General features: G+C 28.7%; 16 protein-coding genes. 6 read left to right on the top strand and 10 right to left on the bottom strand.

Features of this window, described 5'->3' with window-relative positions; all coding sequences use genetic code 11:
- Window positions 1-12: 12 nt before the first annotated feature.
- The 3 genes from CINS_RS05190 to CINS_RS08070 all read left to right on the top strand — a co-directional run bounded on the left by CINS_RS05190 (window position 13) and on the right by CINS_RS08070 (window position 2,804).
- Window positions 13-207, top strand: coding sequence for a heavy-metal-associated domain-containing protein (locus CINS_RS05190; RefSeq protein WP_039650440.1), 195 nt, complete (start codon window positions 13-15; stop codon window positions 205-207).
- Window positions 200-2,317 carry a heavy metal translocating P-type ATPase gene (locus tag CINS_RS05185; RefSeq protein WP_039650438.1) on the top strand — a complete coding sequence of 706 codons (2,118 nt, stop codon included), beginning with the start codon at window positions 200-202 and terminating at the stop codon, window positions 2,315-2,317. Before CINS_RS05190 ends, CINS_RS05185 begins: the two co-directional genes overlap by 8 nt.
- 361 nt (window positions 2,318-2,678) lie before the next feature.
- A complete protein-coding gene (locus CINS_RS08070) occupies window positions 2,679-2,804 on the top strand; it encodes a DUF2165 family protein (RefSeq protein WP_414973614.1) in 126 nt (41 codons plus the stop codon).
- A gap of 91 nt (window positions 2,805-2,895) precedes the next feature.
- Here CINS_RS08070 and CINS_RS05175 read toward each other — a convergent pair whose 3' ends face one another.
- The 6 genes from CINS_RS05175 to alaS all read right to left on the bottom strand — a co-directional run bounded on the left by CINS_RS05175 (window position 2,896) and on the right by alaS (window position 11,396).
- The gene (locus CINS_RS05175; RefSeq protein ID WP_039650436.1) at window positions 2,896-4,791 is read right to left on the bottom strand and encodes an NAD(P)/FAD-dependent oxidoreductase; all 1,896 of its coding nucleotides are present in this window, start codon (window positions 4,789-4,791) and stop codon (window positions 2,896-2,898) included.
- A gap of 77 nt (window positions 4,792-4,868) precedes the next feature.
- A complete protein-coding gene (locus tag CINS_RS05170) occupies window positions 4,869-5,414 on the bottom strand; it encodes a ferric reductase-like transmembrane domain-containing protein (RefSeq protein WP_039650435.1) in 546 nt (181 codons plus the stop codon).
- Window positions 5,414-6,307, bottom strand: a complete 894-nt coding sequence (gene msrP / locus CINS_RS05165) for a protein-methionine-sulfoxide reductase catalytic subunit MsrP (RefSeq protein ID WP_039650433.1) — start codon at window positions 6,305-6,307, stop codon at window positions 5,414-5,416. Before msrP ends, CINS_RS05170 begins: the two co-directional genes overlap by 1 nt.
- Window positions 6,308-6,389: 82 nt before the next feature.
- The gene (locus tag CINS_RS05160; protein WP_039651407.1) at window positions 6,390-8,321 is read right to left on the bottom strand and encodes a transglycosylase domain-containing protein; all 1,932 of its coding nucleotides are present in this window, start codon (window positions 8,319-8,321) and stop codon (window positions 6,390-6,392) included.
- Entirely contained in the window at window positions 8,308-8,859 is a 552-nt protein-coding gene (gene maf / locus CINS_RS05155) for a septum formation inhibitor Maf (protein WP_039650431.1), read from the bottom strand. Before maf ends, CINS_RS05160 begins: the two co-directional genes overlap by 14 nt.
- Entirely contained in the window at window positions 8,859-11,396 is a 2,538-nt protein-coding gene (gene alaS / locus CINS_RS05150; protein WP_039651405.1) for an alanine--tRNA ligase, read from the bottom strand. Before alaS ends, maf begins: the two co-directional genes overlap by 1 nt.
- 108 nt (window positions 11,397-11,504) lie before the next feature.
- On the opposite strand from alaS, the gene CINS_RS05145 reads away from it, so the two are divergent.
- The 3 genes from CINS_RS05145 to hemH are packed head-to-tail and all read left to right on the top strand — an operon-like array spanning window position 11,505 to window position 14,337.
- A complete protein-coding gene (locus tag CINS_RS05145) occupies window positions 11,505-12,581 on the top strand; it encodes a DegT/DnrJ/EryC1/StrS family aminotransferase (protein ID WP_084594001.1) in 1,077 nt (358 codons plus the stop codon).
- Window positions 12,578-13,441, top strand: coding sequence for a Gfo/Idh/MocA family protein (locus CINS_RS05140; RefSeq protein WP_039650429.1), 864 nt, complete (start codon window positions 12,578-12,580; stop codon window positions 13,439-13,441). The genes CINS_RS05145 and CINS_RS05140 overlap by 4 nt, the downstream gene beginning before the upstream one ends.
- On the top strand, window positions 13,441-14,337 hold the full coding sequence (hemH, locus tag CINS_RS05135) for a ferrochelatase (RefSeq protein WP_039650428.1): 897 nt from the start codon (window positions 13,441-13,443) through the stop codon (window positions 14,335-14,337). Before CINS_RS05140 ends, hemH begins: the two co-directional genes overlap by 1 nt.
- Window positions 14,338-14,360: 23 nt before the next feature.
- Here the strand turns inward: hemH and CINS_RS05130 are convergent, their stop codons facing one another.
- The 4 genes from CINS_RS05130 to flgB are packed head-to-tail and all read right to left on the bottom strand — an operon-like array spanning window position 14,361 to window position 17,390.
- Window positions 14,361-16,151 (bottom strand): cell division protein FtsI/penicillin-binding protein, encoded by a 1,791-nt coding sequence (locus CINS_RS05130; protein ID WP_039650427.1) that lies wholly within the window; start codon window positions 16,149-16,151, stop codon window positions 14,361-14,363.
- A 3-nt stretch (window positions 16,152-16,154) separates the two neighbouring features.
- Entirely contained in the window at window positions 16,155-16,442 is a 288-nt protein-coding gene (gene fliE, locus CINS_RS05125; RefSeq protein ID WP_039651403.1) for a flagellar hook-basal body complex protein FliE, read from the bottom strand.
- Window positions 16,443-16,453: 11 nt separating this feature from the next.
- Window positions 16,454-16,948 (bottom strand): flagellar basal body rod protein FlgC, encoded by a 495-nt coding sequence (gene flgC / locus CINS_RS05120; RefSeq protein ID WP_039650426.1) that lies wholly within the window; start codon window positions 16,946-16,948, stop codon window positions 16,454-16,456.
- A gap of 10 nt (window positions 16,949-16,958) precedes the next feature.
- Window positions 16,959-17,390, bottom strand: a complete 432-nt coding sequence (gene flgB, locus CINS_RS05115; protein ID WP_039650425.1) for a flagellar basal body rod protein FlgB — start codon at window positions 17,388-17,390, stop codon at window positions 16,959-16,961.
- Between the last annotated feature and the right edge of the window lie 49 nt (window positions 17,391-17,439).

The following is a 17,439-nucleotide window of genomic DNA, read 5'->3' as shown; positions in this document are numbered from 1 at the left end:
AAAAGGAAAAATATGCAAATAAAAACAAAAAATATTAATTGCCAAAGTTGTGTGAATTTAATTAAAGCTTCTTTAGAAGATGAGTTTGGTCCTATGCAAATTGATATTGAGAATAAAACGATTAATATTGATTTACAAGATAATCAAATTCAAAATTTTAAAGACCAATTAAAAGATTTAGGTTTTGAAGTTTTAGAAAATGACTGAATTAAAATTTAAAATAGCAAATATGACTTGTGTAAATTGCTCTAATGCTATAGAAAAAGTTTGCTCTAAAATTGACGGGGTGAAAGATGTTAGTGTTTCTTATTTAAATTCGAGCGGTGTTTTTTTGGTAGAAAATGAAAATCTCAAAAATAAAATTGAAGAGAAAATTAAGGCTCTAGGATTTGAAATTTTAGAAGATGAACAAAATTTACAGCTTTATAAAATTTCACAATTGAAAAAACTTAAAAATATGTTTTTTTTGAGCATGATTTTAAGCGCTATCATAATGTATTTTGAAATGTTTATTCAAAATACTCTTTCAAGTTTTGTGCAATTAGCTTTATCATTTGTAGCCATTTTTTATTGTGGAAAAAGCTTCTTTTCTCACGCGATTAAAGGATTGTGGCATAAAAATTTAGATATGAATACTTTAGTTTCGCTTGGAGCTTTAGTATCTTTTGTGTATTCTTTTTTGGTGTATGTAGAAATCTTCAGCAAAGATGGTTATTTATATTTTAGTAGTGGGGCTATGATTATAAGTTTTATACTTTTAGGTAAATACTTAGAGGAAAATGCCAAATTTAAATCCTTAGAATATCAAAATAAATTAAAAAGCATAGATGTAAAATATGCACACATTATTTTAGAAGATGGTAGTGTAAAAGAAATTTCCAGTTCTTTTGTAAAAAAAAATGATTTGATTATGGTAAAAGAAGGTGAGAGTGTTGTCGCTGATGGCTTTGTGGTAAATGGAGAAGCTGAAGTAGATGTAAGCTTTTTGACAGGGGAATTTTTGCCTCTTATAAAAAAAGAAGGTGATGAAATTCTAGCAGGCAGTATTTTGCTTAATGGAAATTTAAAAATTAGAGCAAGTAAAAAATCTATAGAAAGTTCTTTAGAGCAGATTAAAAATTTAGTATCTAAGGCAGGGAGCATAAAAACTCCATTAACGAATTTAGCAAATAAAATTTCAGCATATTTTGTAGCTTTTATTATTTTATTAGCTATATGTGTTTTTGTATTTTGGTATTTTGCACAGGGAATAAATGTAGCCTTTTTGCATGCTTGTGCTACGCTTTTGATTTCTTGCCCGTGTGCTTTAGGTCTTGCAACCCCTATAGCAATAATCAGTGCTTTATCCAATGGAGCAAAAAATTCTATCTTAGTGAAAAATCCTGCTATTTTAGAAAATTTATATTCGATTAAATTGGCTATTTTTGATAAAACAGGAACTTTAACAAAAGATGAGTTGAGTGTATATCGACACAACTTATCTTCAAATGATTTTGAAAAATTAGCTCAGATTGAAAAATTAAGCTCACATCCCATAGCTCAAGCTATATCTAAGAATTTAAATACAAATTTAAATTTAACAGGTAAGCTAAGTGTTATGATTGGAAATGGTTTGTCCTATATAGAAAATGATGATGAATATTTTATAGCAAATGAAAAATTTTTTAAATATAAAAATATTGACATCAGTAAAAGTAAAGAATTTTTAAGAGAATTTAAACAGCAAGCTCCAACAACTCTTTATTTTGTAAAAAATAAAATTTGTTTAGGTGGAGTTTGTTTAGCAAATGAATTAAAGCCTATGGCAAAAGAAATGATTAATAATTTAGCGGATAAAAATATAAAAAGTATTATATTAAGCGGAGATAATGAAGCAAGTGTATCTAAAATAGCTAAAGAGTTAGGTATTAAGGAATATTATGCAAATTTAAATCCAGAAGAAAAACTAGATTTTATTAAAGAAAGATTACAACAAGAAAAGGTTCTTTTTGTAGGTGATGGTATCAACGATGCACCAGCATTGATTTTGTCTAGCGCTAGTATTAGTTTTTCTAAAGCAAGTAATTTAGCTAAAAAAAGTGGTGATTTTATTTTGATAAAAGATGATTTAATGTTGATTGATTATTGTTTTAAACTTTCTAAAAAAACTCGAAATATTATAAAACTAAATTTATTTTGGGCTTTTATTTATAATATTCTTTGTATTCCAATAGCCGCTGGATTTGTTTCTTTTATTAGCTTAAGTCCTCATTTGGCAGCTTTAGCTATGTGCTTTAGTTCCATAACTGTCATATTAAATTCGCTCAGAATACGTTAAATATTTAATATTAATTAAATTAAACTAATATTAAATTAACATAGAAGGAGTTATTAGATAAATTGCAACTGCGATTTTTCGATAATAAACATTATAAGATGTTCTAAAATAGCTATTTTGCTTACAATAGCTTCTTTAACAACTATCTATTGTTGTTTTTGGTAATATAACTGATTATAATTTCTAAGCCTGAATATTTGGCAATACTATAGTTTATATAGCGATTTTAAACCCCATGCATCACAGTGCTTACATTTTTATCATTTGTTTTGAAGCCTTTATTATGTTGACAGCTTTTAAAGGTGCTTTAGATATGTTTAAAACTAGAAATTTAGATGCAAAAATTTTATAAATCTAAAAAATTGGAATTATCGTCTTAGCTTGTTGCTGTTTGCTTTGGTTTTTTGGTTTTCAAGTGGTAGCTGTAGAATGGTTTGGTATGTGGATGAGAAAATATAAAATGGCCTGTCTGATGCTAATAGATTAGTAACTTATATGTTTTTGACTTTAATTTATGTAAGCATCAAAAATGATGATTAATTTTTTCCAAGCTCCTTTTAAATAGGAGCTTGAAGTAATTACAATTCATTAACAGCGCGATATGCTTGATCTATAGCTGAGTGCATATATGCTGACCATTCAGAATCTGAATTTGCTATGGTGATATTCCCAAAAGGTTTTCTTGCAAGTTCGATTGTTTTTTCAACTTCATCGCTATCATCAAAAAGACTATTTTCTCCATATGAATAGCAATGACCCCAACGATTTACAACAATAGCTTGAATATCTTTTTTATGATTAAATCCAGCAGAACCTAGCATACCTTGGAGTTGATCGCGTATAATTTTTTCATGATCTTCAAAAGTCATTGTAAATAATAAATTTCTACCAACTCTAGCTCTATCTCTTGCATCTAAACCATCAAGATCAATTCCTTGCATAGAAGCAAATACTAATGGAGAACAAACCATATGCACACAAATAGGTTTTTTTGGATCTCTTGGATGATGATAACCACCCATGTCCACTGGATAGTCTAGTTTTGTTCTAGCATAAGGCATTTTTGGAGAATAAATTTCGTGAACTCCAAGTTTTATAAATGGCTCCCAGTTGCTAATAATAACATTTGTATGTAAAAGTGAAGTTTTTACATTTTTACTTAAAGCTTCTTTTTGGTCAGCAGGGAGTGTTGGTATTATATAAGGTATCATACTATTATAATTTGCCATAATAACTTTTTTGGCTTTTACTCTATAGTTTTTACCTTTATTTATATAAGTTACCAATGCTCCATCTTTGATATTTTCTACATTAATTACTGTGCTATTTAATCTTAAGCGGACTTTATTTTTAGCTAAATCAAGTTTAGAATAATCAAAATGAGCTAAAGTAATCTCGTCCATATCTTTACCTTTTTTAGATACTTCTGGGATTAATTTTTTTACCATCAATCTAGCAACAGTTGCATTGCCATCAGCACAATGGTGAATATAAGGCTCTTCCATCTCAGCTAAAGCTTCGCCTTCGATAGGATCAAGTCCAAGTTTATCAAATCCAGGTAAGAATGAAGTTCTTGCATCTGAGCAAGATACTGCATCAATTCCTAAGGCTAAAAAATCATCAGTCATACCTTCAAAAAATTTTATAGCTTGAGGTGAAAGTTTTACTTTTTCTTCCAAGAATTTTTTATAGCTTGTTTTATCTACGTATTCATCTCTTTGTGCTTTGGTCATACCTTTTAAATAATCTTTTTCGCTTTTAAATAAAGAAATTAAATCTTTTTTGTCTTTTTCGTTTAATGGAAAATCTGCTATAAAATCTTCTATGCTTTTTCCATTGTGCTTTCCATCTGGTATATCATCACAAATTACTTTTCTAGGGTTACCATTAACAACTTTATCGACTCCAAATTCAGATTTAGCAAAATATACTCCTCTGCTAAGTTTTAAATCAGGATAGAAATCTACATCAAAGCGTTTAGCAAGTTCATCAATATTAACACCTATAGAAGATAACAAATCCACTACTTCTTTAGAATATAATGCATTTGGAGACTGGAAAGTTTCGCTTCCGCCGTAGCTTAAAATAGTTCCACTTTCTAATTCTATTTCATTTCTTCTTGCGTGCCCTCCAAAATCATCATGATTATCAAGAATTAAAATTTTTTTATCTTTTCCAAATTTATCTTGATAAAAACAGGCAGCTGCCAAACCACTTATGCCAGCACCTACTACCACTAGATCGTATTCTTGTTTAAGTTTTAAAGCACTAAAATCAAATTTTTGTCCATCTCTTAATATATGTGCAAATTCATAACTTGCATTATTGCTACCTCTTAAGCCAAGCCATTTAGGTGGATAGTATTCTTTAGTAAAATCATCAATTTTAGCTTCTTTTCCGTAAAGAACTTGCAGTGGAGTCATACCAGCAACAATGCCAAGTGCCATTCCGTTTAAAAAATCTCTTCTTTCCATAAGTTATTTTTCCTTAAAATTAAGATATAAAAAGTCTTATTTTAAGGAATATATCATTACAAAAATCTTAATGTTGATTATTTTTTCTTTTTAATTACTTTAAAAAATTTGATTGATAAAAAAATAATGGCTATAGTTAAAAATAAAAAATGCGGTAATTGAGGAATTTTTGCAGATATAAAATAATGCCAAGCGGTGATTGTAAAACAAATATATCCAAATTTTCTAATTTTACTAAGTTTTCTAAAAAATTTAAAAGAACTAATAAACATTAAAGTGAGTATTAAAAAAGATAAAAACCCACTAAATTCTAAATTTTTACTAAAAGTATCTTTTAAAAAAACGAAAATATTGAAATTTTTTGTAAAAATAAAATAATTTAGAAAATGTATTAAAGCCCAAAAAAACGCGTAAAACCCTAAAAATTTAGGGTAATCTTTGGTAATTTTAAATTTGTATAAAGAAAAGAATAAACTTGAAGCAAAAAAGATTAAGCTGCATAAACCACTGTAAAAATATACCGCTTTGACTATATCAAATTCGCCCAAAAGTTGATATGTGCTAAAAATAATACTAAAGCAAAATAATGCAAAAATAATTAAATTCATTTGCTTTGATTTCATTAAAAATTAACCTTTAAATCCATATTTGCGTATAAATGAGCCACTTCTTTAGTATAACCATTAAACATCAAGGTTGGTTGAGTAAAAAATTCTCCTAAAGGTCGTTCGTTAGCCTGAGACCATCTTGGATGAGAAACATCAGGGTTGACATTAGCATAAAAACCATATTCTTTAGGGTTTGCTAATTCCCAAGTTGTTTGAGGCTGCTCTTTTGTAAATTCTATTTTCACTATGGATTTAATACTTTTAAACCCATATTTCCAAGGTACCACCAAACGAATCGGAGCCCCGTTTTGTCCTAATAGAGGTTTTTTATACATACCCACAGCCATTAAAGTCAAAGGATGCATTGCTTCATCTAATCTTAAAGCTTCCACATAAGGATATTCAAGAGTTGGGAAAAATGAAGCTTGATCGGCAAATTGATTTTTATCAAAAAGAGTAGTAAATTTTATAAATTTAGCATTGCTTGTAACTTTGCATTTTTCGATTAAAGCTCTTAATTCAAATCCAATCCAAGGTACCACCATAGACCAAGTCTCTACGCAACGAAATCTATAAATTCTTTCTTCTAGAGGAAAAGATAATAAATCTTCCATGGTTAAAATTAAAGGTTTTTCAACCTCTCCGTTTATTTCTATTTTCCAATTGTTGGTATTAAAATTTTTAGCTAGTTCAACAGCCTTTTTTTTATTGGTAGAAAATTCATAAAAATTTACATAATTTGTAACATTTTTTTCATCGCTAATTTTTAATTTTTCTAAATTTTGACTAGGGGTGAAATTTAAAGCCATAAGTTTAGATTGCATTAGACTTGTTCCTAATAGAGCCCCTGCTCCGAGTTTTAAAAAATGACGTCTTTTGTTGTATAAATTTTCTGGAGTGATTTTCATAACAATCCTTTATATAATTTTTAAAAATTAAATCATATAAAGGAAAATAAAAAAGAAATTTTATTAGTTTATAAAAAATATTTTAGAAAATTATTTCATTGTTTTCTAAAAGAGTGGAATTTCGTTTAGGAAAAGGAGAAGTTTGGGTATAGTATTCCTTACTTTTTTCAAAAAATCCTTGAAAAACTCCATTTGGAATTTTAAATTTTCTAGCGCTATCAGGATAAAGTTCTAGATATTTAGTTAAAAAATCTTTAAAAACTGGAGCCGCAGTTCTTGCGCCACCTTCTATTTGTCTCATAGGCTTGTTATCATCATTACCATACCAAATAATTGCTTCTATTTCTGGAGTTATGCCGCAAAACCAAGCATCAATACTTTTATTTGAAGTACCTGTTTTTCCAGCTATTTCTATATCTTTAACTTTTGCATTTTTTCCAGTTCCTTCTTTGACAACATTTTGCATCATATCATTAACTAAAAAAGCTTGCGCTGGATCACTTATCCTTTTTTCGTTAGAATTAAATTCCACTACAACTTTACCATCTTTATCTAATACTCTTTTTATTAAAATAAGTTCCTTTTGTACACCGTAGTTTCCAAAAACAGTGTAGAGTTCAGCATAATCATAAATAGAAATTCCAAAACTTCCTAAAACTATAGAAAGATCAACGGGAATATTATTAAATCCCATATTGCTTAGCTTATCATGTATTACATCAAGCCCCAAAGATAAGGCAAGATTAATAGTAGCTAGATTTCTTGAACCTGTTAATGCGTCTTTTAAAGTGATTAGCCCTTGAAAATTACCGCCATAATTTTTAGGCTTCCAGTCTTTTTCATTTTTATTATTGCTTTCGAAAATTCTTGAAATATCTGCAACCTTACTCATAGGAGAATATCCCATATCAATAGCTATTTGATATAAAAATGGTTTAAAGGAACTTCCAGGTTGTCTTAAGCTTTGCGTAGCACGATTAAAATTACTTTTTGTATAATTTACTCCTCCAATTAAAGCTAAAATATCACCAGTTTGATGATTTGCGACTATCATAGCGCCATTTAATGTACTTAAATTTGCATCTTTATCACGCCTTACTATTTCATCATAGCCAAATTTTAAAGATTCTCTTGCTAGGTTTTGCACATCAAGATCTATAGTTAATTCAATTTTGTAACCTCCACTTTTTAAATCTTTTATACCGCTTAGTTGTTTTAATACTTCTTGAGTAACATAAGGTGCTGAATTTTGTGTTAGGGTATCATCGTAAACTTTTGGAATTTCATTTAATGCATTGGCATATTCTTCGCTGGAAATCCATCCAAGATTATACATTCTTTGTATTACACTATTGGCTCTAGCTAGAGATAAATCTAAATGTTTTGTAGGATCATAAGCACTTGGTGCTTTTGGCATACCAACTAAAATAGCTATTTCTTTTAGACTTAGTTCATCTAAATTTTTTCTAAAATATCCTAAAGCAGCAGTTTTAACTCCATAATATCCATGTCCTAGAAAAATAAAATTTAAATATCTTTCTAATATTTGTTCTTTGCTAAGTGTGTGTTCTATTTTGTATGCAAGTATTGCTTCTTTTAGTTTTCTACTAAGTGTTCTTTCTGATGTTAATTCTGTGTTTTTTATAAATTGTTGGGTTAAAGTAGATGCTCCTTCTACAGTTTTACCACCGCTACCAATAATTTTAATAGCAGCTCTAATAATGGCATCTACATTAACTCCATTATGCTCAAAGAAGCTTGTATCTTCTATAGCAACCAAGGCTTCTATTAATCTTGGGGGAAGTTCTTCATAAGGAGCATAAAAACGATGCTCATCAAAAACATTAGCTATTAACTTGCCATTTTTATCAAAAATTTGAGTAGTGAGTGGTGGTTTGTAGTCTTTAAAGGTGTATTGATTTAAGTTTGAATCTGAAAATAAGTATACAGCAAAAATTAGTATACCTATAATACAAACTATACATAAAGAAGTAAGAATTTTAATTATTTTCATCATAAAATGCTTTCAAAATTTCAATATTTAAGCCTAAGATTGTACTTTGATTTCCTATGATTTTTTTAATATATTTTTTATGAAAACCTTCACTCATAACTCCACCAGCCTTGTTTTGATAAAGCTTTGAATCGATATAATTTAACATATCATTATTATCAAAATGATCTAACATCAGATCGCCTTTACTAAGGTTTATAATTTTTTTATTTTTTAGTATTAATATCATAGCATTAATTACGCTAATATTCCTGCCACTTTGCATATTTAGCATCTTTAGAGCTTCTTCATCATTTTTTGGTTTAGTTAAAATTTGATTTTCAATACAAACAATACTATCAGCAAATAAAACACTTTCAAAATTAGAATGTTTAGCAAAAAATTGTTTTTGTTTTTCTAAAACAACTTTTTGTGTATACAAATATGGCGATTCTTCTTTAATATTTTCATCATAATTAAAAAAGATTTGTTCAAAGTTAATACCTGCTTCTTTAAGTAAATTAGCTCTAGAGGTTGAGCTTGATGCGAGATAAAGCATTAATTTAATTTTCCTTTTATAATTTCTTTAGCCTTTTTTAATGCTTGTTCGATTTTACTTATATCTTTACCCCCAGCGGTAGCAAAATCATCTCTTCCGCCTCCATTGCCATCTAATATAATAGCAATTTCTTTTACTAAACTACCGGCTTTAATAGGTGTATTCTTAGAGCCTGCTACGATAAGTACTTTATTATCTTTTTCTTGTAAAAGCAAAATGACACTTTTTTCAAATTTATTCTTAAAATCATCAACTAAGCTTTTTAAGTCAGCATTTTGAATTTGTGCAATGCTTATAGCTGTATCGTTAATTATTTCATGTTTTAAATCTAATTTATTTGAATTTTTTATTTCATTTTTTAAGGCTTGATTCTCACTTTTTAATTTATTAAAAGCATTTAAAATATCATTGGTTTTAAGTGTTTCTTTTATATGATTTAATTCTTCAAAAAGAGTGTTAGCATATAAATTAGCTGCTTTGCTTACAACTGCTTCTATTCTTCTTATTCCAGCACTTACTCCACTTTCTTTTACGATATAAAAACTTCCAATTTCTGCACTATTTTTAACATGCGTTCCACCACAAAGTTCTTTGCTTTCTCCAAGAGTGAGTACTCTTACTTTATCACTATATTTTTCACTAAATAAAGCAATAGCACCACTTTGTTTAGCTTCATCTAAATCTAAAATTTCAATCTTAGCTTCCACTGCTTTTGCTATATAGTCATTAACTAGATTTTGAATTTGTGTCAATTCTTCTTTACTTAAAGCTTTTGCATGGGTAAAATCAAAACGCAATTTATTATGCTCCACTAAAGAGCCAGCTTGTGTAATATGTGGGCCTAAAATTACTCTTAAAGCATGGTGCAATAAATGCGTAGCGCTATGGTGTCTTGCAGTTTGTTCTCTTTTGGTTGTATCTATACAAGCAATAACTTCTTCATTTTCTTTAATATCTTGAACTAATTTAGTTAGAGATAAATTAATATCAAAGAATTTTTGTGTATTTAGAACTTCATTATCATTGATTGAACCATTATCGCCATTTTGACCCCCGCTAGTAGCATAAAATGGAGTTTTTTCTAACATTATCCACACATTTTCATTTGCTTTAGCATGAGTTATAATCTTAAAATTTTCATCTAAAATAGCTAAAATTTTAGTCCTTTCTTCATAATTTTCATAACCACTAAAGGTATTGGTGCCAAATTTTTCAAGTAGTATTTTGAAATCTCCATTGACAGCTTTATCTCCACTTCCTTTCCAAGAAGCTTTTGCTCTAAGCTTTTGTTCTTGCATTAATGCTTCAAATTTGGCTTCATCAATTACAATATTTTTTTCTCTTAACATGTCAGCGGTTAAATCAAGCGGAAAGCCATAGGTATCATAGAGTTTAAATGCGACTTCTCCGCTAAAAGTATCTTTAGTATTTTTTAATTCTTCATTAAAAATGTGGATACCATTTTCAATAGTGCTTAAAAATCTTTCTTCCTCAAGATAAATCTGTTCTTTAATAAAATCTTTCTTTTCATTTAGATAAGTATAGTGTTTACCCATTAAATCACATACAATATCAACCAATTTATACATAAAAGGTTTTTTAAGTCCTAATAAATAACCATGTCTCAAAGCTCTTCTTAGAATTCTTCTTAGAACATAACCTCTACCTTCTTTATCAAAGCTTGTACCTTGAACTAATAAAAAAACGCTTGATCTTATATGATCAGCTATTACTCTATAACTTGCTCCATTTTCATAAATATAAGTTTTGTCGCAAAGTTTTGCTATTTCTTCAATGATAGGCATAAAAAGTGAGCTATCAAAATTGCTAAATTTTCCTTCTTTGATGGCAACAACTCTTTCTAGACCCATACCTGTATCAATACTTGGTTTTGGCAAAGGAGTGAGCTTTCCATCAGCACTTCTTTCATATTGCATAAAAACAAGATTCCAAATTTCTAAGAACCTATCTCCATCTCCACCCATATAATCTTCATCACTATTAAAATATTCTGCACCTTGATCATAAAAAATTTCACTACAAGGACCACAAGGACCAGTATCGCCCATTTGCCAAAAATTATCTTTATCGCCGAATTTGTAAATTCTTTCTTTTTCTATGTGTTTTAACCACATATTAAAGGCTTCATCATCATTTTCATGCACAGTAACATAAAGTTTATCTTTAGGTAGTTTTAAAATTTCAGTTACAAATTCCCAAGCATAAGCAATAGCTTGTTCTTTAAAATAATCTCCAAAACTAAAATTTCCAAGCATTTCAAAAAAAGTATGGTGACGTGCTGTGTACCCAACATTGTCTAGATCATTATGTTTACCTCCTGCTCTGATACAGGTTTGACAACTTGTTTTTCTTGGAGGATTTGGACGAGGAATTTCTCCTGTAAAAATGCTTTTAAAAGGTACCATTCCAGCATTAGTAAAAAGCAAGCTCGCATCATCAGGTACTAACGGTGCACTAGGGGTTATATCATGTCCTTTTGATTTAAAAAAATTTAAATATTCTTCTCTTATATCCATATGTGTTTCCAATAATTTTTGCTCAAAATGATACCAAAAATACTTTAAATTAAGTAAAACTATTTTATAATCAAATGTCATTTTGAATTAAGGTTTAAGTATATGCAAATTCCTTTTATAGATTTAACAACTCAATATAATACTTATAAAAATGAAATAGATCAGACTATTAGTGAAGTATTACAAGAAGCTACTTTCATAGGTGGAAAAAAACTTGAAGATTTTGAAAAAAATTTGGCAAATTATGTGAGAGTAAAACATGCCATAGGATGTTCTAGTGGAACTAGTGCGCTTTATCTTGCTTTGAAAGCTTTATGTATTAAAGAAAATGATGAGATAATTTTGCCATCTTTTACTTTTATAGCAACTGCTGAAATGGTAGCTTTAATTGGAGCCAAACCTGTTTTTGTAGATATTGACTTTAAAGATTATAATCTTTGTTTAGAACAGGTAAAAAAAGCTATTACTCAAAAAACTAAAGCAGTTATAGCAGTAAGTATTTTTGGATTAATGCCTGATATGATAGCGTTGCAAGAAATCTGCAAAAATCATCATATTTTTTTAATTGAAGATGGGGCGCAAAGTTTTGGTGCTAGCGAAAGACAACAAAAATCATGCTCTATAGCTGATATCTCTTGTACAAGTTTTTTTCCTTCTAAGCCTTTGGGAGCTTATGGTGATGGTGGTGCTATTTTTACTGATGATGATGAATTAGCTCAAAAAATTAGAATTTATTTAAATCATGGGCAAATTCAAAGATATAGACATAAATATATAGGTGTTAATGCAAGGCTTGATACAATTCAAGCTGCGATTTTAAATGTGAAATTAAAATATCTAGATGATGAAATATTAAAACGAGAAAAAATTGCACAAATTTATGATGAGAATTTAAAAAATTGCATACTTCCACCAAGAAAATTGGATTTTTCTAGCGCTTGGGCTCAATATAGTATTCGCGTTAAAAATAGAGAAAAGCTTATGCAAAAATTACAAGATCAAGGTATACCAACAGCAATACATTATCCTTTAGGACTACATTTGCAAGAAGCATTCGGTTATCTTAATTATCAAAAAGGAAGTTTAATAAACACAGAGCTTTTAAGTGAAGAAATTTTATCTTTACCTATGAGTGCTTTCTTAAAAGAAGAACATCAAGCGAAAATAATCAAGGTATTACAATGATTATAGGTTTGATAGGTTTGGGCAAAATGGGAAAAAATCATTTAAAAGAGCTTGAAAAAAATTCAAAAATAAAAAAAATTTGTTTATTTGACCCTTTTTGTAAAGAAAATTTTCAACATGTTTTGTATGATGATTTTGATAGTTTTTTAGAAGAAAAGTTAGATGCTGTTATTATAGCTACACCTACTAATACACATTTGCAAATCTCATTGAAAGTGTTTACCAAGATTAAAAATGTTTTGATAGAAAAGCCATTGGCTTTGAATTTGGAGCAAATGCTACATATACAAGATATTGCTAAAATTCATAAAATAAAAGTCGGAATAGGTTTTTGTGAAAGATTTAATCCTGTTATATTAACCTTAAAAGAAAAACTTTTACAAGATGAGGTAATAAGTATCAATATCCAAAGGATTTCTTTGTATCCTCAAAGGATTATTGATGTTGGAGTATTAAGTGATCTTAGTGTGCATGATCTTGATTTATTACGTTTTTTAACTCAAAAAGAGATCACTAAAATCAACATTCATAAAGATTATTATCATAATGAAAGATTTGAAGATGAAGTGATGATGAGTTTGGAATTAGGACATATTTTAGCAAGCATCCACAATAGCTGGAATGCAAAAAAAATTACACGAAAAGTTACTATTTTGGGAAAAAACCATACCTATGAAGCAGATCTAAAAAATTTTACGCTTTATATAGATGATAAAAAAGTGGAAAATTTATATAATAATTCTCCTTTACAAGGAGAACATGAAGAATTTTTTAAATTTTTACAAGGCGCTACAACTCAAAATTTAGCTAGTATAGAAGACGCTTTAAAAATTCAAGAAATTTTAGAAAGAGTTTGCTAATGAAATATGTTTTTTTTCTTAATATGGGCGGAGTAAATCAACTAAGCGAATGCGAAGTTTTTTTAAAAAATATGTTTAATGATCCTTATATTTTAGATATTAAAAATGCTTTATTAAGAAAATTTGTAGCTTTTATGATAAGAAAGTCAAGACTCAAAGCTATGATAAAAAATTATGAGAAAATGGGAGGAAAATCTCCTTTAACACAAATTACGCAAAGTTTATGTAATAAGTTAAATTCTCAAAATAAACAATATCATTTTGATTTTATAAGTTTATACGTACCACCTTTTGCTTGTGATGTTTTTGGTAAATATAATTTTAAAAAAGAAGATGAAGTTATTTTATTTCCTTTGTATCCGCATCATTCTAAAACAACGACTACAAGTTCTGTTGAATCAGCACGAATGAATTTGACAAAATTAAAAAATCAAGCAAGTGTTAGAGTTATTGATACGTTTTATAAAGATGAAATTTATAACAAAATGATAATTGAACATATTTTAAAACAAAAAAAGTACGAACACAAAATTTTAATTTTTTCTGCACATTCTTTACCTATTTCTATTATTAAAAAGGGTGATTTGTATGAAAAGCATATTAAAGATCACGTAGATATATTAAAGAAGGCTTTAAAATCTCATTTTGATGAAATTGTACTTTCTTACCAGTCTAAGTTGGGTCCTGTAAAATGGTTAGAACCAAGTACAAGTGAAATTTTATCCAAGATAGAATCCAAAGCTTTGATTTATCCTATATCTTTTTGCATAGATTGTTCGGAAACTATTTTTGAATTAAGTATGGAATATAAACATTTAGCAAAACAAGAATACGATCTTATTGCTTGCCCCAATGATTCTGTTGAATTTATTGATTTTATTATATCTAGGCTTTAATGTTGATATAAATAAAGATAAAGTTATTTTTTATCTTTTATAGGAATTAAATAATTTTCTTTGATGAGAATATGAACTATATCTTTAAATATTGGCAATGCGCTTTGTGCAGCATAATAACTATAGGCTTTAGTGGGATTTCTCACTAGAACTCCTATGGTATAAGCATGATTTGCATCATTGGCAAATCCAAAAAAAGAAGCATTGTAACGATTAGAGGTATATCCTTTTGTTTCGGCTATACGAGCAGTTCCTGTTTTGCCACCTATGATAATGCCTTCAGTAAAAGCTTTTTTTCCTGTGCCTTGTTCGATAACATTGATTAAAATTTGTTGCATTTGTTGGGCTGCTTTACTAGATAAAATTTTATCTTTTTTTATATCTTTATCTAAATTTACCAAACGTCCATCTTGATAAAATTTATTTGCAATTTGTGGAGTAATATAAATTCCGTCATTATTAAAAACATTATAGGCAGCTAAGAGTTGCATAAAAGTAGTTTTTAATCCATATCCATAACTTAAAACAGATTTTTCTATGTCTTTTAATCTTTTTGGGTTAGGAATTTCGCCTTTTTGTTCATAAGGTAAATCTATACCACTTTTTTCGCCAAATCTAAAAATTCTAAGCCCTGAAATAATTTCTAAGTTACTAAGTCTTTGAGCAATTTTTATCATACCAATATTAGACGAATAAGTAATAACTTCTTCCATAGTCATTTTATTTTTGATATGATCATCTCGTATGGTAAAACGACCTAGTTTGTATCGGCCTTTGTTTGTATCTATAATCTCATTTGTTTTTATTTTATCAAGCATTAAAGCGGTAGTAAAAATAAAAGGTTTGATAACAGAACCAGCTTCGTATCCATATTCTACAGCACTAGCATTTAAGACTGATAAATCTTTTCCACGGTTTTGTGGGTCGTATCTTCTCGAGCTAGCTAGTGCTAGAATTTTACCACTTTTACTTTCCATTACAGCAACAATTATTTCATTGGCTTTAAGATCATCATTTTTTTGATCTATAGCTTTTTCTAGACTTTTTTGAAGCTTTAATGATATGTTTAAATACAAATCACAGCCATTAACTTTACGTTGCTCATAAGAATATAAATTTAAGATAATATTTCCACCTATATCTTTTAAACCTTGAATTTTAGCATTTTGTAGAGGATTTAAACACTCATTATAATATTTTTCTAAACCTTTAATACCTGAATTCTTTAAAATATCACTTTCAGTATCCATATAAGTTCTAGTGTATCCTATAATAGGGGTTAAAGAATCTTTTGGCATATACACACGATCTTCTTTATGTTCTATTATATTAAGCCCTCTTGTTTCAACTCGTCCATTATTGTTTGTAAATGGTTGAAAAAAACCTTGGGTGTAGAGTTTTTTTGCAAGTTCTTTAAGATAACTTGCATTTTTTGAATTGATATTTTGCAATAAAATAAAACTATAACTCCTTTTTTTGCCATTCATTCTTTTTTTTATATCTTGCATTTCTTCGTCACTGGCGCCACTATAAATTTGAAAAAGCGTTAAAAAAAGATCTTTTTTACTAGGATCTAAACTTCTTAAATCTATCTCTGCTCTGTAAATTTGTCTACTAGAAGTAACAATAAAATTATCATTGGTGATAATATTACCTCTTAAGGCAGAAAAATATTGTTCTTTTTCTGTATTTGGAATATGTCTTTTAGAAGTGAGAAAAAATGTAGACAATAAAAATAACACCATGAAAAATAGAGCCATACAAAAAGCAAAAGCAACCTTAGAGACTCTATTTCGAGTAGCATTTTGGAGCATATATTATATTTGAGTTCTTGAAATTTCTTTATACGCGTTTATAGCTTTATTTCTAACTTCAAGCATAAATTTCATACTTGTTTCAGCTTTGCTAATTGCTATAGCTGCTTGATGCAAATCTTTTACCTCTCCAGTAGCAATATCTGTCATCGCTGCTTCAGCATCTTCTTGATTTTTATTAAGATCGTTAATAGAATTTTTTAATAAACTTGAAAATTCATTGCCAATACTATTTGTATTAGTTGAGTTGGTTTTGTTGTTTAAGTTGTTGAGTTGATTAATGTTGTTTATATTCATTTGTATTAACCTCTTAATAAATCTACAGCACTTTGTGCTATGGTTTTGGTGCTAGTAAATGCACTTACATTTGCTTGATAAGCTCTAGTTGCTTCTATTAAATCAGCCATTTCTATTACAGGATTGATATTTGGAAATGCGACATAACCTTGTTCATTTGCATCTGGATGAGATGGATCAAACTTCATACGAAAATCCTTATCATCTCTTACCACTTTATCAACCACAACACTCATTATAGCAGGTTTTGCATCTTTTTGTGAAGCCGGATCATTAAGTGGATTTTCATATTCCAAAAAATTACTATTTTTTTCTATTTGTTTGTTTAAAATTTCACTAAAATCAGTTGCTTTAAAAATCACTTCTCTTCTTCTATAAGGACCGCCTTCAGCTGTTCTAGTTGTATTTGCATTAGCTATATTTGAGCTAATTACATTCATTCTAAAACGTTGAGCACTAAGTCCGTATCCACTAATGTCAAAATCACTTAAATAAGCCATTATTTATCTCCTAGCCTAATTTTGAACTTGTTTCAATAATAGTTGAAAAAAGATTACCTTGTCTTTTTAAGACACCATCTAAAGCAGAAATCATCATAGTGTTTTTACTCATTTCTGTAGTTTCTACATCTAGATCAACTGTATTGGCATCATTTCTTGCTAAATGTCCATCTCTTAAATAAATTGTAGATTTATTTGGATCTGGAAATTTCCAAGGTTTTTGATGATTTGTATCAGTATTTGCAAGTTCAAGTTCTTTAGTATCTTTTCTTTTGAAAATTTCATTTGCTCGATTAACTAAAGCAGTTTCAAATTCGATATCTCTTGCTTTATAAAAAGGAGTGTCAACATTTGCGAGATTAGAACTTATCATTTGACTTCTCAAATTTCTACCCGCTAATGCATTAACAACAAGTTCTTTTGATTTAAAAGGGCTTATCATTTTTCTTTCCTTTCATAAAAGCTTTCGCTAGAATATAAGCAAAAAATAT

It is taken from the genome of Campylobacter insulaenigrae NCTC 12927 (assembly GCF_000816185.1).
GTDB lineage: Bacteria > Campylobacterota > Campylobacteria > Campylobacterales > Campylobacteraceae > Campylobacter_D > Campylobacter_D insulaenigrae.
The sequence above is the reverse complement of the archived record's forward strand: the minus strand, read 5'-3'. Positions and strand labels throughout refer to the sequence as shown.

Excerpts from the sequence above, each read along its gene's own strand:
- CINS_RS05190 (WP_039650440.1), top strand. The coding sequence starts at position 13 with ATGCAAATAAAAACAAAAAATATTAATTGCCAAAGTTGTGTGAATTTA.
- CINS_RS05185 (WP_039650438.1), top strand. The coding sequence starts at position 200 with ATGACTGAATTAAAATTTAAAATAGCAAATATGACTTGTGTAAATTGC.
- CINS_RS05175 (WP_039650436.1), bottom strand. The coding sequence starts at position 4,791 with ATGGAAAGAAGAGATTTTTTAAACGGAATGGCACTTGGCATTGTTGCT.
- CINS_RS05170 (WP_039650435.1), bottom strand. The coding sequence starts at position 5,414 with ATGAAATCAAAGCAAATGAATTTAATTATTTTTGCATTATTTTGCTTT.
- msrP (WP_039650433.1), bottom strand. The coding sequence starts at position 6,307 with ATGAAAATCACTCCAGAAAATTTATACAACAAAAGACGTCATTTTTTA.
- CINS_RS05160 (WP_039651407.1), bottom strand. The coding sequence starts at position 8,321 with ATGAAAATAATTAAAATTCTTACTTCTTTATGTATAGTTTGTATTATA.
- maf (WP_039650431.1), bottom strand. The coding sequence starts at position 8,859 with ATGCTTTATCTCGCATCAAGCTCAACCTCTAGAGCTAATTTACTTAAA.
- alaS (WP_039651405.1), bottom strand. The coding sequence starts at position 11,396 with ATGGATATAAGAGAAGAATATTTAAATTTTTTTAAATCAAAAGGACAT.
- CINS_RS05140 (WP_039650429.1), top strand. The coding sequence starts at position 12,578 with ATGATTATAGGTTTGATAGGTTTGGGCAAAATGGGAAAAAATCATTTA.
- hemH (WP_039650428.1), top strand. The coding sequence starts at position 13,441 with ATGAAATATGTTTTTTTTCTTAATATGGGCGGAGTAAATCAACTAAGC.
- CINS_RS05130 (WP_039650427.1), bottom strand. The coding sequence starts at position 16,151 with ATGCTCCAAAATGCTACTCGAAATAGAGTCTCTAAGGTTGCTTTTGCT.
- flgC (WP_039650426.1), bottom strand. The coding sequence starts at position 16,948 with ATGGCTTATTTAAGTGATTTTGACATTAGTGGATACGGACTTAGTGCT.
- flgB (WP_039650425.1), bottom strand. The coding sequence starts at position 17,390 with ATGATAAGCCCTTTTAAATCAAAAGAACTTGTTGTTAATGCATTAGCG.